This window comes from Pedobacter sp. WC2423, assembly GCF_040822065.1.
Taxonomy (GTDB): Bacteria; Bacteroidota; Bacteroidia; order Sphingobacteriales; family Sphingobacteriaceae; genus Pedobacter.
In genome coordinates this window covers 3918819-3944584 of record NZ_CP162005.1, presented here as the reverse complement: position 1 = coordinate 3944584, position 25766 = coordinate 3918819, and the positions used below count along the sequence as shown (strand labels likewise).

General features: G+C 38.2%; 26 protein-coding genes and 1 tRNA gene. 16 read left to right on the top strand and 11 right to left on the bottom strand.

Annotation, left to right across the window (positions count from 1 at the left end):
• The first annotated feature begins 1 nt into the window (after window position 1).
• From AB3G38_RS16335 to AB3G38_RS16325, 3 genes are read left to right on the top strand one after another with little or no spacing between them, the layout of a single operon-like run.
• A complete protein-coding gene (locus tag AB3G38_RS16335) occupies window positions 2–1069 on the top strand; it encodes a M20 family metallo-hydrolase (RefSeq protein WP_367864909.1) in 1068 nt (355 codons plus the stop codon).
• A gap of 41 nt (window positions 1070–1110) precedes the next feature.
• The gene (argH, locus tag AB3G38_RS16330; protein ID WP_367864908.1) at window positions 1111–2442 is read left to right on the top strand and encodes an argininosuccinate lyase; all 1332 of its coding nucleotides are present in this window, start codon (window positions 1111–1113) and stop codon (window positions 2440–2442) included.
• 26 nt (window positions 2443–2468) lie between these two features.
• Window positions 2469–3722 (top strand): pyridoxal phosphate-dependent aminotransferase, encoded by a 1254-nt coding sequence (locus AB3G38_RS16325; protein ID WP_367864907.1) that lies wholly within the window; start codon window positions 2469–2471, stop codon window positions 3720–3722.
• Window positions 3723–3789: 67 nt separating this feature from the next.
• Here the strand turns inward: AB3G38_RS16325 and AB3G38_RS16320 are convergent, their stop codons facing one another.
• The 3 genes from AB3G38_RS16320 to AB3G38_RS16310 all read right to left on the bottom strand — a co-directional run bounded on the left by AB3G38_RS16320 (window position 3790) and on the right by AB3G38_RS16310 (window position 7395).
• Window positions 3790–3969, bottom strand: coding sequence for a hypothetical protein (locus AB3G38_RS16320; RefSeq protein WP_367864906.1), 180 nt, complete (start codon window positions 3967–3969; stop codon window positions 3790–3792).
• Between the two features lie 223 nt (window positions 3970–4192).
• Window positions 4193–5773, bottom strand: coding sequence for a peptide chain release factor 3 (locus AB3G38_RS16315; RefSeq protein ID WP_367864905.1), 1581 nt, complete (start codon window positions 5771–5773; stop codon window positions 4193–4195).
• Between the two features lie 89 nt (window positions 5774–5862).
• The gene (locus AB3G38_RS16310) at window positions 5863–7395 is read right to left on the bottom strand and encodes a DUF6600 domain-containing protein (RefSeq protein WP_367864904.1); all 1533 of its coding nucleotides are present in this window, start codon (window positions 7393–7395) and stop codon (window positions 5863–5865) included.
• A 363-nt stretch (window positions 7396–7758) separates the two neighbouring features.
• Between AB3G38_RS16310 and AB3G38_RS16305 the strand changes: the two genes are divergently transcribed.
• Window positions 7759–8466 carry an SAM-dependent methyltransferase gene (locus AB3G38_RS16305; protein WP_354299490.1) on the top strand — a complete coding sequence of 236 codons (708 nt, stop codon included), beginning with the start codon at window positions 7759–7761 and terminating at the stop codon, window positions 8464–8466.
• Window positions 8467–8474: 8 nt separating this feature from the next.
• On the opposite strand, the gene nadD is transcribed toward AB3G38_RS16305, so the two are convergent.
• From nadD to AB3G38_RS16290, 3 genes are read right to left on the bottom strand one after another with little or no spacing between them, the layout of a single operon-like run.
• Entirely contained in the window at window positions 8475–9050 is a 576-nt protein-coding gene (nadD, locus tag AB3G38_RS16300) for a nicotinate (nicotinamide) nucleotide adenylyltransferase (protein WP_367864903.1), read from the bottom strand.
• 16 nt (window positions 9051–9066) lie between these two features.
• On the bottom strand, window positions 9067–9636 hold the full coding sequence (gmk, locus tag AB3G38_RS16295) for a guanylate kinase (protein WP_367864902.1): 570 nt from the start codon (window positions 9634–9636) through the stop codon (window positions 9067–9069).
• Between the two features lie 24 nt (window positions 9637–9660).
• On the bottom strand, window positions 9661–10524 hold the full coding sequence (locus AB3G38_RS16290; protein WP_183870294.1) for a YicC/YloC family endoribonuclease: 864 nt from the start codon (window positions 10522–10524) through the stop codon (window positions 9661–9663).
• A gap of 162 nt (window positions 10525–10686) precedes the next feature.
• Between AB3G38_RS16290 and AB3G38_RS16285 the strand changes: the two genes are divergently transcribed.
• Window positions 10687–11421 carry a hypothetical protein gene (locus AB3G38_RS16285; protein WP_367864901.1) on the top strand — a complete coding sequence of 245 codons (735 nt, stop codon included), beginning with the start codon at window positions 10687–10689 and terminating at the stop codon, window positions 11419–11421.
• Window positions 11422–11435: 14 nt separating this feature from the next.
• Here AB3G38_RS16285 and rnc read toward each other — a convergent pair whose 3' ends face one another.
• From rnc to AB3G38_RS16270, 3 genes are read right to left on the bottom strand one after another with little or no spacing between them, the layout of a single operon-like run.
• Entirely contained in the window at window positions 11436–12164 is a 729-nt protein-coding gene (gene rnc / locus AB3G38_RS16280) for a ribonuclease III (protein WP_367864900.1), read from the bottom strand.
• A 31-nt stretch (window positions 12165–12195) separates the two neighbouring features.
• Window positions 12196–13449, bottom strand: coding sequence for a beta-ketoacyl-ACP synthase II (fabF, locus tag AB3G38_RS16275; protein WP_367864899.1), 1254 nt, complete (start codon window positions 13447–13449; stop codon window positions 12196–12198).
• A gap of 29 nt (window positions 13450–13478) precedes the next feature.
• A complete protein-coding gene (locus AB3G38_RS16270) occupies window positions 13479–13715 on the bottom strand; it encodes an acyl carrier protein (RefSeq protein ID WP_008508386.1) in 237 nt (78 codons plus the stop codon).
• A 165-nt stretch (window positions 13716–13880) separates the two neighbouring features.
• Between AB3G38_RS16270 and AB3G38_RS16265 the strand changes: the two genes are divergently transcribed.
• The 5 genes from AB3G38_RS16265 (at window position 13881) to AB3G38_RS16245 (ending at window position 18115) form a co-directional block, all read left to right on the top strand.
• Window positions 13881–14300: an IPExxxVDY family protein gene (locus AB3G38_RS16265; RefSeq protein ID WP_367864898.1), complete on the top strand. Its 420-nt coding sequence runs from the start codon at window positions 13881–13883 to the stop codon at window positions 14298–14300.
• A 139-nt stretch (window positions 14301–14439) separates the two neighbouring features.
• A complete protein-coding gene (pyk, locus tag AB3G38_RS16260) occupies window positions 14440–15870 on the top strand; it encodes a pyruvate kinase (RefSeq protein ID WP_183870270.1) in 1431 nt (476 codons plus the stop codon).
• A 67-nt stretch (window positions 15871–15937) separates the two neighbouring features.
• Window positions 15938–16025: transfer RNA gene (locus tag AB3G38_RS16255), tRNA-Ser, on the top strand.
• Window positions 16026–16352: 327 nt separating this feature from the next.
• Complete coding sequence (locus AB3G38_RS16250; RefSeq protein WP_367864897.1) at window positions 16353–17156, top strand: SDR family oxidoreductase; 804 nt, start codon at window positions 16353–16355, stop codon at window positions 17154–17156.
• A gap of 44 nt (window positions 17157–17200) precedes the next feature.
• Entirely contained in the window at window positions 17201–18115 is a 915-nt protein-coding gene (locus AB3G38_RS16245; protein ID WP_367864896.1) for a helix-turn-helix domain-containing protein, read from the top strand.
• 569 nt (window positions 18116–18684) lie between these two features.
• Here AB3G38_RS16245 and AB3G38_RS16240 read toward each other — a convergent pair.
• Window positions 18685–19434 (bottom strand): LytR/AlgR family response regulator transcription factor, encoded by a 750-nt coding sequence (locus tag AB3G38_RS16240; protein ID WP_367864895.1) that lies wholly within the window; start codon window positions 19432–19434, stop codon window positions 18685–18687.
• 151 nt (window positions 19435–19585) lie between these two features.
• On the opposite strand from AB3G38_RS16240, the gene AB3G38_RS16235 reads away from it, so the two are divergent.
• From AB3G38_RS16235 to AB3G38_RS16210, 6 genes are all read left to right on the top strand, one after another.
• Window positions 19586–19816 carry a hypothetical protein gene (locus AB3G38_RS16235; protein ID WP_367864894.1) on the top strand — a complete coding sequence of 77 codons (231 nt, stop codon included), beginning with the start codon at window positions 19586–19588 and terminating at the stop codon, window positions 19814–19816.
• 123 nt (window positions 19817–19939) lie between these two features.
• Window positions 19940–20521 carry a TMEM175 family protein gene (locus AB3G38_RS16230; protein WP_367864893.1) on the top strand — a complete coding sequence of 194 codons (582 nt, stop codon included), beginning with the start codon at window positions 19940–19942 and terminating at the stop codon, window positions 20519–20521.
• 197 nt (window positions 20522–20718) lie between these two features.
• Complete coding sequence (locus tag AB3G38_RS16225) at window positions 20719–21456, top strand: (Fe-S)-binding protein (protein WP_367864892.1); 738 nt, start codon at window positions 20719–20721, stop codon at window positions 21454–21456.
• 5 nt (window positions 21457–21461) lie between these two features.
• Window positions 21462–22835, top strand: a complete 1374-nt coding sequence (locus AB3G38_RS16220; protein ID WP_367864891.1) for a lactate utilization protein B — start codon at window positions 21462–21464, stop codon at window positions 22833–22835.
• Window positions 22836–22837: 2 nt separating this feature from the next.
• Window positions 22838–23425 (top strand): lactate utilization protein C, encoded by a 588-nt coding sequence (locus tag AB3G38_RS16215; RefSeq protein WP_367864890.1) that lies wholly within the window; start codon window positions 22838–22840, stop codon window positions 23423–23425.
• Window positions 23426–23501: 76 nt separating this feature from the next.
• On the top strand, window positions 23502–24812 hold the full coding sequence (locus AB3G38_RS16210) for a carbohydrate porin (RefSeq protein WP_367864889.1): 1311 nt from the start codon (window positions 23502–23504) through the stop codon (window positions 24810–24812).
• A gap of 119 nt (window positions 24813–24931) precedes the next feature.
• Here the strand turns inward: AB3G38_RS16210 and AB3G38_RS16205 are convergent, their stop codons facing one another.
• The gene (locus AB3G38_RS16205; RefSeq protein WP_367864888.1) at window positions 24932–25543 is read right to left on the bottom strand and encodes a porin family protein; all 612 of its coding nucleotides are present in this window, start codon (window positions 25541–25543) and stop codon (window positions 24932–24934) included.
• Window positions 25544–25766: the final 223 nt, after the last annotated feature.

Genomic DNA, 25766 nt, shown 5'->3' with positions numbered 1-25766 from the left:
TATGATAGAGACGCTGCAAAAAGATAGTTTGGAATTGTTGAAGAATCTGATCAGTATTCAATCTTTCAGTAAGGAAGAGGACAAAACTGCTGATCTGATCGGGCAATTTTTGCAGGAACGGGGAATTAAAATCCACCGTAAGCTGAATAATATCTGGGCTTACAATCTGCATTTCGATGCCAGTAAACCTACGGTGCTTTTAAATTCGCACCATGATACGGTAAAGCCAAACTCTGGTTATACGAGAGATCCTTATGAACCGAAAATAGAAGATGGAAAGTTATATGGACTGGGAAGTAATGATGCAGGAGGCTGCCTGGTTTCCCTGATTGCTACCTTTTTGTATTTCTATGCGCAGGAAGATCTGGCTTACAATATCTGTTTAGCGACTACCGCCGAGGAAGAAATTTCAGGGAACAATGGACTGGAATGTATAATTCCTGATCTTGGGGAACTGGCATTTGCTATTGTTGGTGAGCCGACAGAAATGCAGCTTGCAATTGCAGAAAGAGGATTGTTAGTACTGGATTGTACGGTTACCGGAAAAGCTGGCCATGCGGCAAGAGAAGAAGGTGATAATGCAATTTATAAGGCATTGAAAGATATTGAATGGTTCAGGAATTATCGTTTCGCAAAAGTATCTGAAGTATTCGGGGCCTTGAAAATGTCAGTTACGATTATCAATGCCGGCTCTCAGCACAATGTAGTGCCTGCAACTTGTACGTTTACTGTAGATGTACGGGTTACTGATGCGTACAGCAATGAAGAAGTGCTGCGGATTATCCGCACCAATGTGGATTGCGATGTCAAAGCACGTTCTGTACGGTTAAAACCTTCCTCAATTGATAAAGAGCATCCGCTGGTTCAGTCTGGTATTGCATTGGGCAGAACTACTTATGGTTCGCCAACTACATCCGATCAGGCTTTATTAAGTATTCCTTCTGTAAAAGTAGGGCCAGGTGATTCTGCACGGTCACATATGGCGGATGAATATGTATTCATTAAGGAGATCGCTGAAGGAATAGAACTCTACATTGATATGCTTAAACCGGTGATCAGCGGGAAATAACATTTGCTCCTGCGGGAGCTTTTTATAATTTATAATAGACAATGAAAATCTGGCAAAAAAATATAGAAGTAAATAAAAGTATTGAGAGTTTTACTGTAGGTCAGGACAGGGAACTGGATTTACAAATGGCGGCTTTTGATGTGTTAGGTTCTCTGGCACACGTAGAAATGCTGGAAAGTATCGGTTTACTGACTGCTGCTGAGCTTGCTGAAATACAAAAAGAGCTGAAGCATATTTACGCTGAAATTGAGGCTGGAGAGTTTAAGATTGAAGATACAGTAGAGGATGTACATTCGCAGGTTGAATGGTTACTGACACAGCGTATTGGGGAAGCTGGTAAGAAGATTCATAGTGGAAGATCGCGTAATGACCAGGTTTTAGTAGATCTGAAATTGTTTTTCAGAAACAGAATTGAAGAGATGGTCAGCAATTCTGCGGTCTTGTTTCAGCAGTTAATTACCTTAAGCAATACACATAAAGACAAATTGTTACCGGGTTATACGCATTTGCAGATTGCAATGCCTTCTTCTTTTGGGCTTTGGTTTGGCGCTTATGCGGAAAGCTTAGTGGATGATATGGAAATGATGCTGGCAGCCTGGAAGATCTGTAATAAAAATCCTTTAGGTTCGGCTGCGGGTTATGGTTCTTCTTTTCCATTGAACAGAACGATGACTACTCATCTTTTAGGTTTTGAGAACCTGAATTATAATGTGGTTTATGCACAGATGGGCAGAGGGAAAACGGAAAGGATACTGGCTCAGGCAATGTCTTCTGTGGCAGCTACCCTGGCTAAAATGGCGATGGATGTATGTTTGTTTATCAATCAGAACTTTGGTTTTATCAAATTTCCTGATGAATTGACTACTGGTTCGAGTATTATGCCACATAAAAAGAATCCGGATGTGTTTGAACTGATCCGTTCAAGATGTAATAAGATTCAGGCATTGCCGAATGAGATTGCAATGATGACCACTAATCTGCCCTCAGGCTATCACCGTGACCTGCAATTATTGAAAGAGAACCTTTTTCCTTCGATTGTTTCTTTAAACGAATGTCTGGAAATGACAACCTATATGTTACAGCATATTACGCTGAAGGAAGATATATTGGCAGATAAGAAGTATGCTTATTTGTTTAGTGTAGAAGTGGTTAATGATTTGGCTTTAAAGGGTGTTCCTTTTAGAGAAGCTTATCAGATAGTGGGAGAGACGATTGAAAATGGTACCTTTGTACCAGGAGTTCAGGTAAATCACACCCATGAAGGCAGCATAGGAAATCTTTGTAATCCGGAAATTGAAGTGATGATGGAAACTATTCTCGACCAGTTTAATTTTGAAAAAACAAAGTTAGCTATTCAAAGCTTGCTAGCTTAATTCTAACCATTAATAAATTATAAAACATGAATGTATCGGTATTAGCAAACTCACTTATTGGATCAGAAATCATTAAAATCGGTAATGAGGTTAATGAGCTGAAAAGCAAAGGTGCTAAAATTGCAAATTTAACTATCGGTGATTTTGATCCTTCAATTTTTCCTATACCTGCCGGGCTGAAAGCTGAAATTGTTGATGCTTATAACCATAATCAAACCAACTATCCGCCTGCTGATGGTATTTTAGCCTTACGTGAAACGATTGTAGACGTTTTAAAGGACAGATATGATCTTGACTTTAAAACAAATGAAATATTGGTTTCTGGTGGATCACGCCCATTGATTTATGCCACTTACCTTGCTTTGATTGATCCGGGAGATAAAGTTATTTATCCTGCTCCATCATGGAATAACAACCATTACTGTCACCTTTCTTCTGCAGAGGGAATCGCTGTGGAAACTACTGCGGAAAGCAATTTCATGCCTACTGCTGAGTTGTTAAAACCATATCTTAAAGGCGCAACTTTACTGGCTTTATGTTCTCCGCTGAACCCAACGGGTACTATGTTCACTAAAGAACAACTGGAAGAAATCTGTGACCTTGTGATTGCAGAAAATAAATCAAGAGCTGAAGGGGAAAAACCGTTGTATATTATGTACGATCAGATTTACTCTTTATTGACTTTTGGTAAAGAACATATCAACCCGGTTAGTTTACGTCCTGAATTGAAAGATTACACTATTTATATTGATGGAATATCTAAATGTCTTGCGAGTACTGGTGTACGTGTAGGCTGGGCTTTCGGACCAGATAAAGTAATCGGTAAAATGAAAGCTTTACTGACGCATATCGGTGCCTGGGCACCTAAAGCTGAACAGGTAGCGGTTGGTAAATATTTTGCAGATAAAGGGCAGGTTGATGAGTTTTTAGGTGCATTTAAAACACAAATTCAGGATAGTCTTAATGCTTTGTATGAAGGTTTTACCAGCTTGAAAGAGGATGGTTTTGCAGTAGATGCGATAGCACCTATGGGCGCAATTTATCTGACACTGAAAATCGATTATATTGGTAAAACTACTGCGGATGGCGATTTACTGAAAGACAGTACTGATGTGAATTCTTACCTGATTAAAGAGGCTCAGGTGGCATTGGTGCCATTCTCGTGTTTTGGTACGGATGAAACTAAATCATGGTTCCGTGCTTCTGTTGGTGCTTGTTCACTGACTGATATCAAAGAAATGATTCCACGTGTTAAAGCTGCATTAAGCAAATTGAAATAATACGCTATAACTTATTGATAAGGGGTATTCTGGTTTGCATCCTGGTGCAGATTCAGCATACCCTTTTTTATTTAGCAATTGATATGCTGGCTTTATCTAAAGAAGCTGCTGTAGTTGTGGTTGTTTTTGCAGCGACTTCTGATGCCTGATCAGTATGGCTGGCACTGGTTGCGAATGTCAGGATCATCATCACAAATGCAGGAACTAACAGGAGTATAAATGGCGATATGTTAAACAGAGATTTCATAATATTTCGTTTTGTTGAAACAAATAGAATGAATAAAAAAATCCTGTTAAAATGTTTTATACCAAGTCCATTTTATCGTAGACGAACGGTTTAATTAAAGAATAAAGGCATTTTATTGCTTTTTGAGACTTTCGTAGCATAAAAATGCCAGTTTGTCGAAATAAAAGGGGTACGAAAAAGGCTGTAACGATTTGTTTCGCTACAGCCCTTCTTATTTTGTTGCTTATTTGAATTCAGAGGTCTTGTGGAATTCAATATCCGGATAATCTCTTTTAGTCATATTAATCATAAAGTCATTGTCTGCAAGAAAAACTGGGTTTCCGTCTTTATCTTGTCCGATGTGCTGTCCTTTACGTTTTACAAATTCTTCCAGTTTCTTCTTATCTGTAGAAGTTACCCAGTTTGATCTGCTGTAACTCAGCATACGGAAGTGTGCTTTTGCACCATATTCATGTTCCAGTCTGAATGCAATTACTTCAAACTGCAATTCACCTACAGCGCCAATGATTTTCCTGTTTCCTGGTTGTTGAGTGAATAGTTGGGCAACACCTTCTTCTGTTAGTTGTTGTATGCCCTTTTCAAGCTGTTTGGTACGAAGCGGGTCTTTATTCTCAACTTCCTTAAAAATTTCAGGAGAGAAGCTAGGAATGCCTTTAAATTGCAATTGCTCTCCCTCAGTCAATGTATCTCCGATTTTAAAGTTTCCACTGTCATATAATCCGACAACATCACCTGGCCATGCTTCTTCTACAATACTTTTCTCATTGGCCATAAAGTCCATTGGGTTAGAAAACTTAAGTTTTTTACCCTGACGTGTATGGAAATAAAATTTGTTTCTCTCAAACTTACCTGAACATATCCTTAAGAAAGCAATACGGTCTCGGTGTTTAGGGTCAAGATTGGCGTGTATTTTAAATACGAATCCGGAAAAGTTTTTCTCTTCTACCAGAACTTCTCTTTGTTCAGCTTCTCTGCTTCTCGGACTTGGTGCGATATTAATGAAGGTGTCTAACAATTCTTTAATACCAAAGTTGTTAATGGCACTTCCAAAAAATACAGGGGCAAGCAGGCCTTCTGTATACATGTTCTGGTCTAAAGTACCATATACGCCCTCTACAAGCTCCAAATCATTTTTTAATTCTCCAAGCTCCTTTGGTTTAAGGAAATTATTCAGGTTTGGATCATTCAGATCGCTGACTTCTATAACGGGATCAGCAATTTTTGTTTTATCCGGCTCAAACAGGTTAAGGTGTTTATTGTAGATACTATATACACCTTTAAAGGTATGTCCTTGTCCGATTGGCCATGATAAAGGGCATAAACTAATATTCAGCTTATTCTCAATTTCATCCAGCAGATCAAAGGCGTCTTTACCCTCGCGGTCCATCTTATTGATAAAGATAATTACGGGAGTATTCCGCATCCGGCATACGGCCATCAGCTTCTCTGTTTGTTCCTCAACACCTTTTACACAGTCTACAACAAGGATTACGCTATCTACTGCAGATAAAGTCCTGTAGGTATCTTCTGCGAAATCTTTGTGACCTGGTGTATCCAGAATATTGATGCGTTTATCTTTGTATTCAAAACCCATTACTGAGGTCGCAACGGATATTCCACGTTGTTTCTCAATCTCCATAAAATCTGAAGTACTGCTTTGATTGGCTTTGTTACGTTTTACAGCACCAGCGGTATTAATTGCTCCTCCAAACAGCAGAAACTTTTCAGTTAGTGTTGTTTTTCCGGCATCCGGGTGACTGATAATGGCGAATGTTTTTCGTTTTTCTATTTCGGGGTGAATCATAAAGGGTTAAGCATATTGCTTGATGAGGCTGCAAAGATAATTATAATATATAAAATAAAAACCGGCCATTATAGCCGGTTCTTATTTTATTAATTTCTTCCTGATCTGGAAGATTCACCTCTTTGAGGAGCATCACCACCGCTTCTTGAATCCTGAGAACGTTGCTGTTGCTGCTGTTGTTGCTGCTGACGTTGCTGCTGTTGTTGTTGCTGACGCTGCTGATCTTGTTGTTGTCTCTGTTGATCCTGCTGTTGACGTTGTTGTTGCTGACGCTGCTGATCTTGCTGTTGTCTCTGTTGATCCTGCTGCTGGCGTTGTTGTTGCTGGCGCTGCTGATCTTGTTGTTGTCTCTGTTGATCCTGCTGTTGACGTTGTTGTTGCTGACGTTGCTGATCTTGTTGTTGTCTCTGTTGATCCTGCTGTTGACGTTGTTGTTGCTGACGCTGCTGATCTTGTTGTTGTCTCTGTTGATCCTGCTGTTGACGTTGTTGTTGCTGGCGCTGCTGATCCTGCTGTTGTCTCTGCTGATCCGGATTCGCTGATCTGGACATATTATTATTTCCTGCTCTTGAACTGCCTATATCTGCTCTTCCAGAACGATCACTATTCCGATTTACCGGAATACCTGCATCTGGCCTTGTAGTACTGGTATTTCCTGATCTTGAAGTATTCATATCTCCTCTTCCTGAACGGTCAATACTTCCGGCTCTTGAATTATTGACATCCGGCCTTATAGTACTTGTATTTCCTGATCTTGAGGTATTTATATCTCCTCTTCCTGAACGATCCACACTTCCGGCTCTTGAATTATTTATATCACTTCTTCCTGAACGGTCAACACTTCCTGCTCTTGAACCGCCATTGTCGCCTGCTCTTGAAGATCCGTTAACTCCTGATCTTGGATTGTATATATTGATATTATTATTTGAAATACTTGTTCTTCCAGGTCTTTCTGAACGGGAGATATTGTAAACTCTTACATCTCTGTTCGTTGCTCTTCTGATATCATCAGCCCTTGGGCCTGTATAATAAGTATCTCTGCCACCACGGCCGTAAGTATTATTGATAATAGTAGTACGGTTAATGATCGTGATGTTTCTGTTTGAATAACGTGGATAGTTGTTGCTGTAAATACTACCCTGAGGAATAAAGTTCCACCAGTTATTCGGTGTATTATATCCGCCGCCGCCAATATTGATATTAATACTGATACCCGGGCCTAAAGGAGCCCAGCCATAATAACCAGCACCACTTCTCCAGCTAACCCATGCAGGCCCCCAGACAGTGTCCGGAATCCACACCCATTGATTAAACCTGTTATTTACCCAGCGACCATAGTGAAACGGAGCCCAGCCCCAGTCATAGTCAGATACCCAGGTATTTCCATACTCAGTCATCGCCCAGCGGCCATCGCTGTAATAAGGTCTGAAATCATCCTGATCTACATCGGGCCGCCAGACATTTCCATATTGGGGGTCTTGAATCCAGGTTCCGTAAGGGGATAATTCATCATAAAACGATTGCAGTGAGATATCGTCATAGCCCCCCTGAGCCATCGATTTCTGTGCTGTGAAGCCGAACAAGAGCATAAGCCCCAGTAATGCAGCTGGAAATTTGATCATGTTTTTCATTTGTGTGTGTATTTATAATATAACCTAACTTATATCTATGAGTAAAAAAATATACAATGGTTTAACGTTTTATGTGTTAAATTAAGGATCGGCAAGGTTCGTATTGAAAATTACATACGGAAGACACGGGATTTATGGGTTTTAAAAAGCTAAACTTAAGATTTAGATTCTTATTTTCTCTTTCCAAATATTTATTCTTTTCCTTTGTAATTCTAAACTAATGCAATCCGCAGGAGTAAATGATAAAATTTAAATAAATTAATACTGTTATCAGAGCCCTTATAGCCATTAAAGTGGTATAGACGGAATTTACTACAGTACTACATAAATTATACCAAAAACAACAAATATCAAATGAAGAAAGGTGTATTATTCCTGATTCCTGTTCCATTGGCAGAAAATGCCTCTGCTAAGTCATTCACTCCATATCTGATTGATACGATCAATGCTATAGATACTTATATCGTAGAGAATGAAAAAACTGCAAGGAAGTCTCTGAAAGAGGCAGGCTTAAAAATTCCACAGAGTGATCTGACTATTCATGATTATGGTAAACATAAAAGGAATGACTCTATGGTCCCTTATTTTAAAGAATTAATGACCGGAAAAGATGTAGGTCTGATGAGTGAAGCAGGTTGCCCTGGAGTAGCTGATCCAGGGGCTGAAATCGTGTCGGAAGCACATAAACGCGGAATCAAAGTCGTACCTCTGGTAGGCCCCAACTCCTTGTTATTAGCGCTGATGTCTTCAGGCTTTAACGGACAAAGTTTCACTTTCCACGGATATTTACCTATTGACAAAGTAGAAAGAGTAAAAAAAATTAAAGAGCTGGAGCAACTGGCTGAAAAAAATAAACAAACTCAGCTATTCATTGAAACTCCTTTCAGGAACAATCATTTATATGAGGATATTATAAAAAATACAGCAGCAAATACTTTGCTGTGTGTAGCAAGTAATATTACGGGAGAGGATGAGTATATCAGAACGCAGAGTGTTGGTCAATGGCGTCAGGAGAAGATAGATCTTCATAAAAAACCGACTATATTCTTAATCTACCGTTAAACAGCTGTTTAGCGATACATATTTTTACTGTCCATAAATGCGATTACATTTTCAGGAACAAGAAACTGAATATTTTTACTGTCTTTTAAAGCTTGTCTGATAAAGGTCGATGAAATCTCCATCTGAGGTGTTTCTGTCAATGTAATCGAAGGATGGTTAACCCATTCTGTAACGTCGGATCCTGGTCTGGGATACACATAAATAGCATAGTTTTTTAACAGGACCTCATAGTTCTTCCATTTTTTTAAAGAAGCCAGGTTGTCCGCGCCCATAATCAGCACAAACTCTTTTGTGGGATGTTTTTCCTGAAGGTAGGCAAGGGTATCAATGGTATAAGAAGGCTGGGGCAGGTTAAATTCAATATCACTTACCTTAAGTTGTTCTGCCGGTTCAATTGCTAACCGGGCCATCTCAAGTCTGTCATACATATTACCAAGCCCCTTTTTATTTTTCAGTGGATTCTGTGGCGAAACGATCAGCCACACCTCATCCAGATCGGTGAAATTAGCCATATAACTGGCTATAATCAGATGTCCTGCATGAATAGGATTGAAAGAACCAAAAAATAAACCTGTTTTCGCCATTCTTTTGATCAGCTTCTTATTGCTTAAGAAAATCGGTAACTAATTTTTCTGCTTCTGCACAGGCGGTATTAAGATCAAAGTTTTTAAGGATCACATCGAACTTATCTGCATATTGCAGCTCTTTCTCCGCTTTAATAAATCTTTCCTGAAGCTTTGACTCACTGTCAGTACCACGGCCGCTTAAACGTTCTTTTAAGACTTCCAGAGATGGTGGCTGAACAAAGATAGCTAACGCGTCCTCTTCGTATTTACGTTTTAAACGCAAACCGCCTTCTACGTCAATGTCAAAAATCACATGTTTCCCTTCATTCCAGATCCGTTCAATTTCTGAACGTAAAGTACCATAGAAAGTTCCATTATAAACTTCTTCAAATTCTACGAATTCCTGGTGTGCAACTTTATGTAAAAACGATTCCTTAGAGATGAAATAATAATCATTCTCATGTTTTTCATCACCACGTAATTCTCTGGTTGTTGCTGATATAGAAAAGCTTAGTGATGGAAACTTTTCCAGTAAGTGTTTTACTATTGTTGTTTTTCCTGCGCCGGACGGAGCGGAAAATATAATGAGTTTGCCCTGTATCATTGGTGTGTAAATCTTGCCAGCGTATTAAATTACGTTTAACAATTGTTCTTTAATTTTTTCTAATTCCTCTTTCATACCTACAACTAATTGCTGTATTTGTGCATCATTTGCTTTTGCACCCATGGTATTGATCTCTCTGCCTATTTCCTGAGAAATAAAACCAAGTTTTTTACCATTGGCATCTTTACTTTTTAAAGTCTCAGTAAAGTAGTCACAGTGGCTTTTAAGACGAATTTTTTCTTCCGTAATGTCAAGTTTATCTATGTAATAGATAAGTTCCTGCTCTAAACGGTTTTGATCAACATTAACCTTTCCTGATACCTCTTCCAATAATTGGTTCAGTTTCGCTCTGATATGAGGAATTCTTAAAGGAGCTAAAACTTCAATCTGAGAGAAAAAGCCAAGTATATTTTTGATTCTGAGTTCCAGATCCTGTTTTAATGCATTTCCTTCAGTTTCTCTGAACTGATTGAAGCTGGCCAAAGCAGTATAGAATGTTTTTTGCAAAATATCCCATTCCCCTTCATTTACTACTTCTTCAGTATAGCTGATTACGTCCGGAAAATTTAATACAGCTTGAAGAAGATTACTTGAATTTGCACCTAAATCAATGTTAATTGCTTCTAATTGTTTGTAATATTTGCTCAGTAAAGCGGCATTAATTGTTGCACCTTTAAGGTTTTCTTCACTGCGCTCAATATTGATAGAAACATTTACTTTTCCGCGTTCAATATCCTTGCTACAGACATTACGCAGTAAAAGTTCTTTATCTGCATATGCCCTTGGGAGTTTTAGATTAAGCTCTAAAAACTTACTGTTCAGGGATTTTATCTCTACGGAAAACTTTGTATTTTCCTGATCTGTAGAGGCCAGGCCATAACCTGTCATTGATTTTATCATGTGCAAAGATATAATTTATTGTTAAAATGAGCGTCTATTTTAAACAGACACTCCTGAAGATATGAAATTTTTAACGTGCTCAATAGCATTTATAAAGCCATATGGCAATTTTGCCATGGCAGATTGACAAACAATAGTTAAATTTACTCCATGCATCACAGACCAATGACCCGTACAATCCAGAAAAGTTTACTGGTTTTTACCTTTATAATTGCTTCCGTATCTGTTGTATTCGCGCAACAGGATTTTCAGTTAAATGGCGTGGTCATGACAAAAGGAACAACTACCCGTATTGCAATGGCGCAGGTTACTAACTTGCGGACAAAGTTCACTGTTAGCAGTAATGATCTGGGGCTTTTCCAGGTGAAAGCTAACATAGGAGATACACTGGTTATCTATAAACAAGACTTTTCAGATAAGCAAATGGTCATTTCGTCAAATAAGGATTTGATTGTTTACCTGGATAATGGAGCCGGCACGACTCTGCATGAAGTAAATATCAAAGGGAAATCTAAAAAAGCAGAACTGGACGAACTGAAACAGGATTACAGGGATAAAGGTTCTTTTTATGCCGGGAAGCCACCTTTACTCTCCTATATTTTTGCACCTATAACTGCTTTGTACGAATTATTTGGACGTACACCTAAAAATGCAAAGCGATTTGGGAATTATTATAACAGGGAAATGCAGCAGACTCAGATAGACGGGTATTTCAATGAATCCCTGATTAAAAAGAATACTGAACTGAGTGGTAAAGAGCTGGAAGATTTCATGCTAAACTACCGTCCTGATTATCAGAAAGCAAAAAACTGGACAGAATATGATGCCGTAAAGTATATCAGAGATACTTACAAAAAGTATACAGATACGGTAAAAAAGAAATAAATAATGAGTCTTGTTTATAAAGATAATGCTTCACAAGCCTTCTCCGCGGCCTGTTTTTCTGCATTTTTCTTGTTGTAATCTCTTCCGATACCGAAACTCTCGCCGTCAATTATGGCCTGTATAGTGAAAAGTTTGGCACTGTCGCCTTCACTGTTCTCCATCATTTCAAACGTAATATCTTTAGCATGACGCTGACACCATTCTATCAATTTACTTTTGAAATTTGTTTCAGTAAGTTCAAGGGTGTGAACGTCGATATATGGCTTGACAATACGTTTAAGCAATAATTCTTTGGTGAAATTATATCCTTTATCCAGGTAAACGGCGCCTATCAGGGCTTCGAAAGCATCACCCAGCATAGAGTGGTGTTTGGTCTGCATGTTAACCATTTTCTGATCGAATACAATCAGCTGATCAAAGCCCATTTTTCTGGCTAACTGATTTAAGTTAACCCTGTTAACGATCTTAGAACGCATCTCTGTAAGGAATCCCTCTTCTTTATAAGGGTAACTTTTGAAGAGTAATTCTGCAATAACAGCGCCGAGGATGGCATCGCCCAGAAATTCCAGACGTTCGTTACTGCTCCGACTTCCATTTTTCAATAATTTAGCCACAGACCTGTGCCTGAATGCCATTTTATACAAAACGGTATTTCCAGGCACAAAGCCTAACATATTTTTCAGCTTTTTTATAAACTCTTTATCAGGCGATAAATAGAGCTTATATAGGTCAAATAGGGGCATTAAATTTATTAAAATCGATATTTCGTGACGTTTACTCTTCGTATTTTTTGAAAATTACTGATGCATTGTGTCCACCAAAACCAAAAGTATTGCTTAATGCAGCACGTACCAATCTTTTTTGTGGCTTATGAAAAGTAAAATTCAACTTAGGATCAAAATCAGGATCGTCGGTGAAGTGATTAATTGTTGGAGGTACGATGTCGTTTTGTACAGCAAGAATGGCAGCAATGGCCTCAACAGCACCAGCAGCACCCAAAAGGTGACCAGTCATTGATTTCGTTGAACTGATATTCAGTTTGTACGCGTCTTCACCAAATAAATTAACAATTGCGCTTGTTTCACTGATATCTCCGAGTGAGGTCGATGTTCCATGAACATTAATATAATCAATGTCTCCAGTAGTCATTCCTGCATCTCTTAGTGCATTGGTCATCACCATTTTAGCGCCTAGTCCCTGCGGATGTGGAGCTGTAATATGATTTGCATCTGCACTCATTCCACCACCAACTAATTCGGCGTAGATTTTTGCACCACGTGCTTTTGCATGTTCTAACTCTTCCAGGATAATAGTTCCGGCACCTTCACCTGCTACAAATCCATCCCTGTCTTTATCAAACGGTCTGGAAGCAGTTGACGGGTCGTCATTTCTGGTTGAAAGTGCATGCATTGCATTGAAACCGCCAATACCAGCTTCATTAATAATTGCTTCAGACCCACCGCTGATAATTACATCAGCCATATCAAGACGTATGTAATTGAAAGCATCGATCATCGCATTAGTTGAAGAAGCACAGGCAGATACGGTCGCAAAGTTAGGACCACGTAAGCCATATTTTATGGAGATGTGACCAGGAACGATATCAATAATCATCTTTGGAATGAAGAACGGATTAATACGGGGAGTTCCATCGCCCGCAAAATAGTTTCTCATTTCTTCCAGAAAAGTCTTGATACCACCGATACCAGTACCCCAGATAACGCCAATACGATTGGTGTCCATTTGCGAGAAATCGAATCCCGCATCTTTAACCGCCTCGTCTGTTGATGCTATCGCGTATTGCACAAAAGGATCTAATTTACGAGCTTCTTTTTTCTCTAAAAAGTCTTCAGGATTGAAGTTTTTCAGCTCGCAGGCAAATTTTGTTTTGAATTTTTCTGTATCAAAACTTGTAATCGGCCCAGCCCCACTCACCCCTTTTAACAAATTATCCCAGAATTCTGGGATAGTATTGCCAATTGGAGTGAGTGCACCTAGACCTGTAACTACTACTCTTTTTAATTCCATTTATACGGATTATACGGAGGCCGTATGTTCTACTTTACGTTTTTCTCTAGATAAGCAATTGCTTGACCAACTGTACCGATAGTCTCAGCTTGATCATCAGGAATTGCTACATTGAATTCTTTTTCGAATTCCATGATAAGTTCTACAGTATCCAAAGAATCCGCACCTAGGTCATTAGTGAAAGAAGCTTCTGGGGTAACCTCGCTCTCATCCACACCTAATTTTTCAACGATAATAGCCTTAACTCTTGAAGCAATATCAGACATAATGTTATAATTTAATGGGTTAAATAATTCAGTGCAAAGAAAAATAAATTCTGACACATTTCAAATGTTTTTATTTCTCTGTCAATTTTAATGTTTTTATTTCAAATGATAAAGCAAAATTAGTTTTATAATTTCGTATCCTAAAATATATCTTACTAAGCTGCTTTGAACAAAACCTATTTAAAACTTTCGCTGGACCTGGATTTTGTCTTAATCGCAATCACAGCGTCTTTAAAGGATTATGTCCTGTGTCATAAAATCAATACAAGACTCAATTTAAATTTTGAAAAAGTTGAAGATCATGAGGTGTTTTTTAATGTAGATGAGCCTGCTTTAGCATTTTCGAAGTATAATTTTTACATAGAACAGGGTGATAATGATTTTTTTATACTGAGTAATCGCAGTAGTGAGGGATTCTTGATTCCGGAGATGAATAAAGTGGATTATTTTATGATTATTCAGGGATATATTGATAAAGAAGATCTGGATTATATCATTTCAGGTCTTAATAAACTGCCTGATATTCAGGTTGCTGCGCAGATAGATCCACTCAAATTGAAGTCAAATGAGAATTTGGTAATATAAATTTTATATGTAAGGTGTATTAAATACACTATATTTGAATCTAACATTATTTAGTTAAATAACAGAATCAACCAGGCTAACAGTGGTTTTTAATAGCTAAAACCTTCTTTTGTTAGTCGTAACAAATAAAATAACTCAAATGAAACCCTTTCATTCCAGAACAAAAATTGTAGCCACGCTAGGTCCGGCCTCAGCAAAACCAGACGTTTTATTAAGCATGTTTAATGCAGGACTAGACGTTTGCAGACTTAACTTTTCACACGGTTCACAAGCCGATCACCAGGAAGTTCTGGATACGATTCGTGCAATCAATAAAAAACACAACTATAATGTTGGTATTTTAGCTGATTTACAAGGCCCTAAAATTAGAATTGGAATCGTTAAAGATGGTGGTATACACTTAGTTAATGGAAGTCGTACAATCATCACAACTAAAGAATGCATCGGTAACGAAGAGCGTATCTATATCACTTATACAAGCTTTCCTAAAGATGTAAAACCAGGTGAAATCATCCTTTTGGATGATGGAAAACTGCAAATGAGAGTGATTGAAACGAATTATGAAGATGAGGTTGTTTGTGAAGTTGTTCACGGTGGTATTTTAACCTCAAGAAAAGGTGTAAACTTACCAAATACTAAAGTTTCTATTCCTTCTTTAACTATAGAAGATCGTAAAAACCTTGAGTTTGTGTTAGAAAATGACGTAGACTGGATCGGTCTTTCATTTGTACGTAACGCAGCTGACATTATCGAATTAAAAGATATTATCAAACAAAGAGGTAAAGGTGCAAGGGTAATCGCTAAAATCGAAAAGCCTGAAGCAATTGATAACATTGATGAAATTATTGCAGTTTCTGACGGTATCATGGTTGCCCGTGGTGACCTTGGTGTTGAAATGCCAATGGAAGAAGTTCCATTGTTACAGAAAATGATTGTTCAGAAATGTATTGCTGCTTCTAAACCTGTAATTATTGCTACCCAGATGCTGGAAAGCATGATCACTACACCAAGACCAACACGTGCTGAGGTGAATGACGTTGCAAATTCAGTATTGGATGGTGCAGATGCAGTGATGCTAAGTGGAGAAACGTCTGTAGGAGAATTTCCTTTGATCGTTATTGAAACGATGCAAAAAATCATTCAGAACATTGAAACAAACAACTATCCATTCCACGTTGAAAAAGCTTTAAAAGCTGATTCTGAAACTTTCTTAAGTGATGCAATTTGTGATTCTGCTTGTATTTTAGCGAGCCGTACAAATGCTGTAGGTATCGTTTCTATGACAGTGAGTGGTTATACTGCTTTTGAAATATCTGCACACAGACCAAAAGCATTAACTTATATTTTCACAAATAACAGGCAATTATTAAATACTTTAAGTTTGGTATGGGGTGTTCAGGCTTTCTTTTATGATAAGTTTGAGAGTACTGATGAAACCATTTTAGATGTGAACAGTCTGCTGGTTAAAATGAAACTGATCAAAAAAGGAGATACTTTAATCAATACTGCCGCAATTCCTATGGAAAGTAAAGGCAAAACAAATATGGTAAAAGTTACTGTTATTGATTAATTTATAAAAATAAGGCAAGCTCAGGTTTAACAACCAAAAAAAATATTACTTTTGCACTCCCCGAATTGGAGAGGTGTCCGAGTGGTTGAAGGAGCACGCCTGGAAAGTGTGTATACCTCAAAAGGGTATCGAGGGTTCGAATCCCTCTCTCTCCGCTTAAAGAGACGTACAGCTTTGTATGTCTCTTTTTTTATTTAACGCAACTCATTGAATACTAACAATTTACTTGTTTATTTTCAAGCATCAAAAACGGTTCGATATTTTTTTAATACATACCATAGCTTTCTCTTTTATTATAAAGCGCTCAAATTCATCAGAAATGGCTATTTTGGGTTCGACACTCCCTCAAGGTATCGTAATTCTCAAGTAGCTGAATCTTTGATATTAAAAATCAGAGAAATGTATAAGTGTTTCCGTGAAATCATCAAATGCCTCACAATGATTTGAAGGAAATTTGTACCAGAAATATTAAATCATTTATTATGAAAAAGACAGTATTGATAACAGGGGCATCATCAGGATTTGGAAAAGCGTCCGCAAAATTGTTTCAAAACCAGAGCTGGAATGTCATCGCTGCTATGCGTTCTCCTGAAAAGGAAGACGAATTAAAGGATAGTGAAAATCTACATTTGGTAAAACTGGATGTTACAGATTTGGAAAGTATTAAAAAATCAGTTGAACAAGGACTAGAAAAGTTCGGTAAGATTGACGTTCTCATCAACAGTGCAGGTTACGGTTTGATAGGCGTTTTCGAATCGTCGGACGAAGCTCAGATTCAAAAACAATTTGAAGTCAATGTTTTCGGCTTGATGAATATGACTAAAGCCATTTTACCGGCGATGAGAAAACAAAAAAAAGGAGTTATCATCAATATTTCATCTTTCGGAGGTGTGACAGCCAGTCCTTTTACAAGTTTATACAACAGTTCGAAATTTGCCGTCGAAGGTTTTTCTGAAGCATTATATTTTGAATTGTCATCTTTTGGAATTTCCGTAAAAATTGTAGAACCCGGAAGCGTTGCGACCAATTTCAGAAACGGAATGGAAATGATTCAGAATACGATTGAAGATTACAATCAAGAATTGGCGACTTTCATTCCAAAGTTTACAAAACGTACAGAACATTTAGCAAATGCTACGACCGAAGAAGTTGCAGATACTATTTTTGAGGCAGCAACAGATGGTCAATCCAAATTGAGATACAGTATTGGGGATGATGCAAAGTTCTATATCGATTTGAAAAATCAAAATTCTGAAGAAGATTTTTTAAGAGGTATGCAGGAATAATCGCTGCAGAAAGATTTAACTTTATCATTACAAATTCCAACAAAATGCCAGAATCATTCATCAATATTCATTCGATTGCAGAGTTTCATCGATATTACGGTCTTGAAAGTCCGAAACATCCTCTGGTAAGCGTTATCGACCTTAAAAAAATCAAAAGAAAAGATGTGGATTCTGCCCCTCATTTTCATCATCTGGGTTTATATGCAGCTGTATACAAAAAATTTGACGGGAGCTTTAAATACGGCCGTTCAGATTATGATTTTCAGGAAGGTGCTTTGATGTTCATTGCGCCTGATCAGATAATACAGACAAGTTCTGATACTGATGCTGAGATTGACGAAGGATGGTTTCTGGCATTTCACCCTGATTTTATCTATGGTTCCGAATTGGGCAAAAAGATTCGGAACTATACTTTTTTCGACTACTCAAGCAATGAAGCACTGTACGTTTCTGAAGAGGAAAAGAAAACGCTTGAGGTAATAATTTCTACCATTGAAACAGAGTATTCAAAAAACATTGACCGGCACACACAAGGTTTGATTTTAAATAATATCGAGTTACTTCTCAACTATTGCGACCGCTTCTACGAAAGGCAGTTTTTGACGAGGTCAAAAGTGAGCAGCGATATTCTTCAGAATTTTGAACAGTTGCTCAATCACTATTTTGATGACGAAAATCTCATTGACAAAGGTATCCCCGAAGTGAAATATTTTGCAGAAAAACTTTATCTTTCATCTAACTATTTATCTGACCTTCTCACCAAATATTCAGGAAAAACTACGATTGAACATATTCATCTCAGGTTGGTTGATAAAGCAAAAAATCTGCTACTTGGAACTTCAAAATCTATCAGCGAAATTGCTTATGAGCTTGGATTCGAACATCCTTCACATTTCACAAAAATATTTAAAACAAAAACAGGATTATCGCCACTTTATTTCAGGAAAAACCAGAATTGACTAATCCGTAGAAAGACTGAGTATTTCAGGCAAAATGGACGTGCGCTCCATTTTCAAAGTCATATTGTATATATAACCCCTGGTAATTGCACTAGGTGCAAATTCCAGCATGATCATTATTAATATAATTTAGATAATTTTCAATCCACTAAAAAAACTCAAAAGTGGTATCAGGGGTTCGACTGTAGCACCCCACACTCCGCCAAACAAAAATGCTGCCCGCAGGGTGGCATTTTTGTTTTAAATCGGCCTGAGTCCTTCAGCTCAAAGGCCAGATTAAAAACAAAAAATGTCATTGAGCGCAGCGAAAAGCATTTTTTTTGAAGCCTCCCCCCAAAGGGATCAGCGAGAGCATCGAGCTAATCCTCATTGAAGGATAGGCCCTTGCAAGCTTCTCGTGCTTATAAAGCTCAATTTGCCACATACCAGATAGCTTATTTATACTTGGTTTTCAGGATAGGAAATAGGCATTGGTTTTTTGGTTTGGCTTTCAAAACGCAAACGGTGATAATCGAAGGCAGTCTTTTTTGAAGAAGTTAGCCAGATGAAAAATTGCAATTTAAAGAATCTTATTGTGGTCTGGAAGGCTTGACCCTTGCAGATACCACCGTATTATTCTTAACATAGTCAAAAAATGATTTTTTATAAGTGTTTCCTATCGGGATCTGGGTTCCTTTCACCATAATAATCAGATTTCCTTCTATCATTTCTATCTTATTCCTGGCTATTACAAAAGATTTCTGCACCTGTACGAGGTTATTAAGCTGATTCAAAGTCTGAAGGGCCTCTTTTAGCGTGAGGTAAGTAATAATACTATCCTTGTCTGTGTGAACAATGATATAGTTATCTTTTGCTTCGAGATAAATTACCTCCTCAGGGCTGACTTTGATAATTTTATTCATTACCCCGGTTTTGATAAATATCTCTGATTTGGCCACAGGCTGAAGAGGGGCTTTACCAATTTTTCTGATGATCTTTTCTATCGCTACGGTAAATTTCGGGAAGGTAACAGGTTTAATAATATATTGATCTGCCTCCAGCTCAAATGCTTCTACCGCATATTGATGATACGCTGTTGTAAAAATCAGGAAGCGCGTTTTCGGGCGAAGAATCTTAGCCAGATCCATTCCCGATATTCCAGGCATATTTATATCCATAAAAAGAATATCTATCTGATCTTCTTCTGTTATTTCTGCCAGTGCAATTATAGGTTGAGAATAAACTTTAAGTAAATGAAGATTAGGCATGTTCTGAATGTGGTCTGTCAGCAATTCAATCGCATGATTTTCGTCTTCTATGATAACACAATTTAATGGCATAAAGCAAGTATTAATAGTGGTGGTTTTCTTGAACCATTAAAAAACTAAATTACAATACATTATTGTTAATTGTATATTAAAATGTCATGATCAGCAGGAATTGAATATTATTTCTCTCATTATCATACATTAATTATTAAATAGTAAAAGGATGAAAGCATTAACATTTTCGGAACTACTGGAATACATAGAAGTACCCAAAACAATCTTAAAAGAAGGAGATTTATTACTCGGAATAAAAGCTATCGGCCTGGACTTTGCAGATATTTACCGAAGGAAGGGAGATTATCACTTAACGGAGGAGTCACCCTATATTGCTGGTTATGAGCTCCACGAATGCCAATGGAAGGTTCTAAAAATGGATCAGCACAAAATAAATTAGTATAGCTGAACCAATTTCTTTTAAACTTGCAGAAGGAAAAGACGCACATGACTTTTTAGAAAGCAGAAAAAGCACAGGAAAAATAATTTTGATTTTATAACTTGAAAAACTAATCAGACAATAATGCATAAAGGAAGAATGGAAGCTTTTAGTGATGGCGTAATCGCCATCATTATCACAATCATGGTCTTGGAATTAAAAGTACCACATGATGGTCAGGACCTCAGTGCATTAGTTTCGCTCATACCGGTGTTTATGAGTTATATCCTGAGTTTTGTCTATGTAGGTATTTACTGGAATAACCATCACCACATGCTTCAGGCTGCAAAATCTGTGAACGGACGTATCTTATGGGCTAACCTGCACCTGCTGTTCTGGCTCTCGCTGATTCCTTTTGTGACTGCCTGGATGGGTGAAAATCATTTCAGTCAGTGGCCGATCGCCTGTTATGGATTTGTGATGCTAATGAATGCATTTGCCTATTCCATCTTGTCAAATTCTCTGATCATACATGAAGGTAAGAACTCAAATCTCAGTAAAGCAATAGGAAAAGGTACTAAGGGGATGATTTCGGTCGGATTATACCTGACAGCTATCGCCTTGTCTTTCATAAACCCATGGATCAGTTTTGCGCTTTATGTATTAGTTGCAGTAATCTGGTTCATACCCGATTCCCGTATTGAAAAAAGTATGGCACAGGAATAGCAATAATGCCTATACCAAGATAGTACGGTACAGTTAGCCCGGCTGGAATTTTTATACTTGCCTATTATTTTTGATATAGCAATAAAGCTGTATGTTTTGCCAAAATCAGATATAGAAGATGAGCACGTTAAGCGTATTTTCGTAAATTGTGCTTTCAGTAAACATGAAATTTACACAGTTTCAAATGATTTCGCTTTATGAAAAGAGTAGGCCTTTTTATTCCCTGTTACGTAGATCAATTTTACCCCAACGCAGGTATTGCAACATATCAGCTGCTTAAAAAACTAGGATTAGATGTGACTTATCCAACCGGACAAACCTGTTGTGGACAACCTATGGCCAATTCAGGTTTTGAACATCTTACCGGAGATTGTAACCAGTTATTTGTAGACAATTTTGCAGAGTTTGATTATATCGTATCCCCTTCCGGCAGTTGTGTTTTACACATTAAAGAACACTTGCATACCGAAAAATCAGAACCGCAGGCAGCCGCAATCAGGACTAAAGTCTATGAGCTGGTAGAATTTTTAGTGGATATACTCCAGGTAAAAAATCTTAAAGCAAAATTCCCTCATAAGGTAGGCTTACACCAGAGCTGTCACGGTCAGCGAGGATTGTTACTCACACAAATGAGTGAACTGGTTGCCCCTTATTTTTCTAAACCTCAACAACTTCTGGCGCAGGTAGAAGGACTGGAACTCATCAATTTGAAAAGAGAAGATGAATGCTGTGGATTTGGCGGGACTTTTTGTGTGGTTGAAGAAGCCGTATCAGTGAAGATGGGAAAAGACAGAGTAAAAGATCACCAGGCAAATGGTGCAGAATATATTACTGGTGCCGATATGTCGTGCCTGATGCATATGGAAGGGATTTTAAAAAGAGAAAATAGCAACGTGAAGGTGCTGCATATTGCAGAAATATTAAATGCAGGATAGAATTTATGAGTATACCAGCTAAAACCCATCCTGAATTATCGGAAGTATTTAATAAAGATGAAGAGCGTGTAAACTGGCATGATGAAACCTTATGGTGGATCAGGCAGAAAAGAGATAAGTCAGCCCACAGTATTCCAGAATGGGAAATACTGCGGGAAAAAGCCTCTCAGATTAAAAACAATGCTTTGTCTAACCTCGCTGAATACCTGGTTAGCTTTGAAGAAAAGGCGCTCGCCAATGGCATTATTGTGCACTGGGCAGCAGATGCGCAGGAGCATAACCAAATTGTGCATCAGATTTTAAAAAAGCACGATATCCGTCAGCTGGTGAAAAGTAAATCCATGCTGACCGAAGAATGTCATTTAAACGAATATCTGGAAAAACAAGGACTGGAAGTAATTGATTCTGACCTGGGAGAACGTATTGTCCAGTTAGCTAAAGAACCGCCAAGTCATATCGTTCTGCCTTGTATTCATAAAAAGAAAGAAGAAATCGGAGATTTGTTTCATGAACATCTTGGCGTTGCTGCCGGAACCTCAGATCCGCAAATATTAACAGAAGCAGCAAGAGTACATCTAAGAGAAACCTTCCTGACCAGAAAAGCTGCCCTAACAGGAGTTAATTTTGCGATTGCAGAAACTGGCGAATTTGTAGTTTGCACCAACGAAGGAAATGCTGATATGGGTGCTCATCTTGCTGATGTTCATATTGCCTGTATGGGGATTGAGAAGATTATCCCAAAGCGTAAACATTTGGGGGTATTTCTGCGCTTACTCGCCAGAAGTGCAACCGGTCAACCCATTACCACTTATTCCAGCCACTTTAAAAAGCCGGGAGCAGGACAGGAAATGCATCTTGTACTCGTTGACAATGGCCGTACTATACAAATGGGAAGAGAAGATTTCAGGGCTTCTTTAAAATGTATCCGTTGCGGCGCTTGTATGAATACCTGTCCCGTTTACAGAAGAAGTGGTGGACATAGTTATCATTCTGCAATTTCGGGTCCTATTGGTGCTATTCTGGCACCTAATCTGGATCGGGAAAAGTATGCTGATCTGCCTTTTGCTTCTACCTTATGCGGATCTTGCTCTAATGTATGCCCCGTTAAGATTGATATTCATCAGCAACTTTATAAATGGAGACAGGTAATTGTCCAGGAAGGTTATGCAACCTCAGCTAAAAAGATGAGCATGAAAATCATGAATTATACACTTTCGTCTCCAGGAGTTTACAAGACCGCAGGAAAAGCAGGCAGATGGGTTTTAAAATATATTCCCTTTGCAGTTAATAACCACTTTAATCCATGGTACAAACAAAGAGATATGCCTGAAGTTCCAAAGGAATCATTCGGGGAATGGTATAAAAAGAATGTTAAATAACGATGAGCAGAGATAAAATATTAGCCGCATTAAGAGAAAACCAACCAGAATTAGTCCCTCTGCCAGCTGCAATGCCATTAGCACGTGTAGAGATACTTGAACTTCAGGCTAAATTTAAGGTAATGGCCGAAGGAATAGGAAGTACAGTACATCTGGTTGATGAATTTGCAGCGATACAACCTTTAATTACAGCACAGTTTTCAGGAGAAAAAAGAATAATTTCTACTGTAAAAGAATTAGTATCTGCTGATATTCCCGGCTTTGAGTTTGATCCGGATCCGCATAGTTATGCAGATACAGACGTCGCCATTTTTAAATCATTAATCGGAGTTGCAGAAAACTCAGCGCTCTGGCTTACTGAAGAGCAAATGGGCATCAGGGTTTTACCTTTTATTACCCAGCACATGGTGATGATAGTGCCGCTTTCGGCAATAGTTCCCGATATGCACACTGCCTATCAGAAAATCGGAGAAGCTGAATATGACTTTGGAACTTTTATCGCAGGGCCATCCAAGACCGCAGATATAGAACAATCATTGGTTTTGGGGGCCCATGGGCCAAGAAGTATGACTATATTTATTTATGCTTAAACCTGTAAAAAAAAGAATTCTTTAATCTGGTTTTAATCTCAGTAATATTGTATTCTAATATCTTTGCGCTCATCCTATGAAGAAGATCATATTATTGGGTTTAGCCACTTTACTGGCAGCACCAACTTTCGCACAAACAGATAGCCTGTTTAAAAAAAGATTTAACCTCCATTTCCAGCAAACTGTAATTACGCAGACTAAACCTGGATTTAGTGCACCATATTCCGGTACGAACAGTCTTTCTACTGCTCATGAGACAGCCACCTCTTTTACAACAACCTTATTTGGAGGGGCCAGGTTATGGAAAGGAGCAGAAGCCTATTTCAATCCGGAGATGTCTGGCGGGAAAGGATTTAGTCAGGCTGTAGGCATAGCGGGTTTTACAAATGGGGAAACCTTCAGGATTGGCTCTCCTGAACCAGCGATTTATATTGCCAGAGCTTACCTTGTTCAAACCTTTGGCTGGGGAAAGGAAGTAGATACCCTGGCTGATGATGCCAATCAACTGGCCAGTTACCGCAAAAAGAAATACTTCTCTATTACTGCTGGTAAATTTGGATTAAGTGATTTCTTCGATAACAATGCTTTTAGCCACGATGCGAGATCACAGTTTATGAACTGGTCACTCATGGCAAATGGCGCTTGGGACTATCCTGCCAATACAAGAGGCTATGTGTTCGGAGTCGTATTCGAATTAGGACAGCCAACCTGGGCATTACGTTTGGCCACCACAATGGTTACCACGACAGCTAATGGAGCAATTTGGGATGGAAAAATAGGCAAAGCACATGCATTCACACTTGAATATGAAAAGCGGTATCAGCTTAGCGGACAAAAGGGAACACTGCGTGTATTAGGCTATGACAACGCTGCAAAAATGGGAGATTACCGTTTAGCAGTTGCACAAAACCCAATCGCACCGGATATTACGGGGACCCGTGCTTATGGCAGAAATAAATATGGGTTTGGAATTAATATAGAGCAGAATATCAATACTAATCTTGGTGTTTTCGCTAAAACAAGTTATAACGATGGGAAAACTGAAACGTGGGCTTTTACAGAAATCGACAGATCAGTAAGTTTAGGCGCAATTTTAAAGGGAGATAGCTGGAATCAAAAAAATGCAGAGATTGGTCTTGCCTTTGTAGGGAATGGAATTTCCAAAGATCACCGTGATTATCTTGCACACGGGGGATATGGATTTATCATCGGTGATGGCAAGTTAAACTATGCTCCTGAAATGATTGCTGAAACTTATTATAAGGTTAATGTGTACCAGAAGAAATTCTTCCTGTCTCCGGATTACCAGTTTGTATTGCATCCTGCCTACAATAAAGACCGCGGGCCTGTTCATGTTTTCTCTTTAAGAGCACATGTAGAATTTTAACAAAAAGCCCTGCTTCTAATTAAAGAAGTTGAAGTGCCCCCAAAAAGTTAGACACTTATTGGGGGCACTTCATTCTAATTAAAGAAGTCAGGGCTTTTTTTCCATAGGTATGGATATACTTAAAATTTAATACCTACACCAACAGAGAATACCTGATTCCTGAATTCTGGTGTAGAAGATGTTCCATTTTCGTTGTTTTTCTGGAAATCCAGCGCATAACGTCCATGAATATCAAATTTCTCATTGATATCATATCTGAAACCGATCAGACCACCAACCAGACTTTTCTTAAATCTGTCTGAATCTCTCTCTACATTGGTTTGTTCTACAGTTCCGAATCCATTGTCAAACTTGTTTTTAGTAGACAATAAGAAAGAAACCTGTGGACCAGCAACAATATTAAAGCTGCTTCCCAATCTGAAACTAGCCAGAATAGGTACGTCAATAAAGCTTGTTGTTTGTCTGAACTCTCCTAAGGAAGAAGTTAATTTGTAGCCCTTTTGTGAGTACAGCACCTCTGGTGTGAAGGCTAGTCCCGCAATTAATGGAATCTCTACAGTAACACCTGCATTAAAGCCTGTTTTTACTTTGGTGTCGAAGTTGTTGTTGCCATCACCTTTGATAATGTCTGATAGATTTAAACCGGCTTTAACACCAAATTTAATCTTATCCTGTGCATTTGCTGCTGTAGCTACAAAAAGGCCAATAGCCAAAATAAAGATCTTTTTCATGAGTATATATTTGTTTTTTAATGGTTATGAAGCGATCATGATTTTTTTCATTTCGTTGTGTGATTTGAAAAATCATGATGGTTTCATGAGTATGTTTATTAATTTTTTGATTAATGCGGAGTGCATTGAAATAAGTGTGCCAGTTTAATAGATTTTAAGGAGATAAAAAGAAATCAGTGCTCTTAAGTATTGATAAACAGTGTTTTATTTCCAGTTTTTAAAA

Bases quoted from the DNA above. Each gene is read 5' to 3' on its own strand.
- AB3G38_RS16335 (WP_367864909.1), top strand. From the start codon at position 2: ATGATAGAGACGCTGCAAAAAGATAGTTTGGAATTGTTGAAGAATCTG.
- argH (WP_367864908.1), top strand. From the start codon at position 1,111: ATGAAAATCTGGCAAAAAAATATAGAAGTAAATAAAAGTATTGAGAGT.
- AB3G38_RS16325 (WP_367864907.1), top strand. From the start codon at position 2,469: ATGAATGTATCGGTATTAGCAAACTCACTTATTGGATCAGAAATCATT.
- AB3G38_RS16320 (WP_367864906.1), bottom strand. From the start codon at position 3,969: ATGAAATCTCTGTTTAACATATCGCCATTTATACTCCTGTTAGTTCCT.
- AB3G38_RS16315 (WP_367864905.1), bottom strand. From the start codon at position 5,773: ATGATTCACCCCGAAATAGAAAAACGAAAAACATTCGCCATTATCAGT.
- AB3G38_RS16310 (WP_367864904.1), bottom strand. From the start codon at position 7,395: ATGATCAAATTTCCAGCTGCATTACTGGGGCTTATGCTCTTGTTCGGC.
- AB3G38_RS16305 (WP_354299490.1), top strand. From the start codon at position 7,759: ATGAAGAAAGGTGTATTATTCCTGATTCCTGTTCCATTGGCAGAAAAT.
- nadD (WP_367864903.1), bottom strand. From the start codon at position 9,050: ATGGCGAAAACAGGTTTATTTTTTGGTTCTTTCAATCCTATTCATGCA.
- gmk (WP_367864902.1), bottom strand. From the start codon at position 9,636: ATGATACAGGGCAAACTCATTATATTTTCCGCTCCGTCCGGCGCAGGA.
- AB3G38_RS16290 (WP_183870294.1), bottom strand. From the start codon at position 10,524: ATGACAGGTTATGGCCTGGCCTCTACAGATCAGGAAAATACAAAGTTT.
- AB3G38_RS16285 (WP_367864901.1), top strand. From the start codon at position 10,687: ATGCATCACAGACCAATGACCCGTACAATCCAGAAAAGTTTACTGGTT.
- rnc (WP_367864900.1), bottom strand. From the start codon at position 12,164: ATGCCCCTATTTGACCTATATAAGCTCTATTTATCGCCTGATAAAGAG.
- fabF (WP_367864899.1), bottom strand. From the start codon at position 13,449: ATGGAATTAAAAAGAGTAGTAGTTACAGGTCTAGGTGCACTCACTCCA.
- AB3G38_RS16270 (WP_008508386.1), bottom strand. From the start codon at position 13,715: ATGTCTGATATTGCTTCAAGAGTTAAGGCTATTATCGTTGAAAAATTA.
- pyk (WP_183870270.1), top strand. From the start codon at position 14,440: ATGAAACCCTTTCATTCCAGAACAAAAATTGTAGCCACGCTAGGTCCG.
- AB3G38_RS16250 (WP_367864897.1), top strand. From the start codon at position 16,353: ATGAAAAAGACAGTATTGATAACAGGGGCATCATCAGGATTTGGAAAA.
- AB3G38_RS16245 (WP_367864896.1), top strand. From the start codon at position 17,201: ATGCCAGAATCATTCATCAATATTCATTCGATTGCAGAGTTTCATCGA.
- AB3G38_RS16240 (WP_367864895.1), bottom strand. From the start codon at position 19,434: ATGCCATTAAATTGTGTTATCATAGAAGACGAAAATCATGCGATTGAA.
- AB3G38_RS16235 (WP_367864894.1), top strand. From the start codon at position 19,586: ATGAAAGCATTAACATTTTCGGAACTACTGGAATACATAGAAGTACCC.
- AB3G38_RS16230 (WP_367864893.1), top strand. From the start codon at position 19,940: ATGCATAAAGGAAGAATGGAAGCTTTTAGTGATGGCGTAATCGCCATC.
- AB3G38_RS16225 (WP_367864892.1), top strand. From the start codon at position 20,719: ATGAAAAGAGTAGGCCTTTTTATTCCCTGTTACGTAGATCAATTTTAC.
- AB3G38_RS16220 (WP_367864891.1), top strand. From the start codon at position 21,462: ATGAGTATACCAGCTAAAACCCATCCTGAATTATCGGAAGTATTTAAT.
- AB3G38_RS16215 (WP_367864890.1), top strand. From the start codon at position 22,838: ATGAGCAGAGATAAAATATTAGCCGCATTAAGAGAAAACCAACCAGAA.
- AB3G38_RS16210 (WP_367864889.1), top strand. From the start codon at position 23,502: ATGAAGAAGATCATATTATTGGGTTTAGCCACTTTACTGGCAGCACCA.
- AB3G38_RS16205 (WP_367864888.1), bottom strand. From the start codon at position 25,543: ATGAAAAAGATCTTTATTTTGGCTATTGGCCTTTTTGTAGCTACAGCA.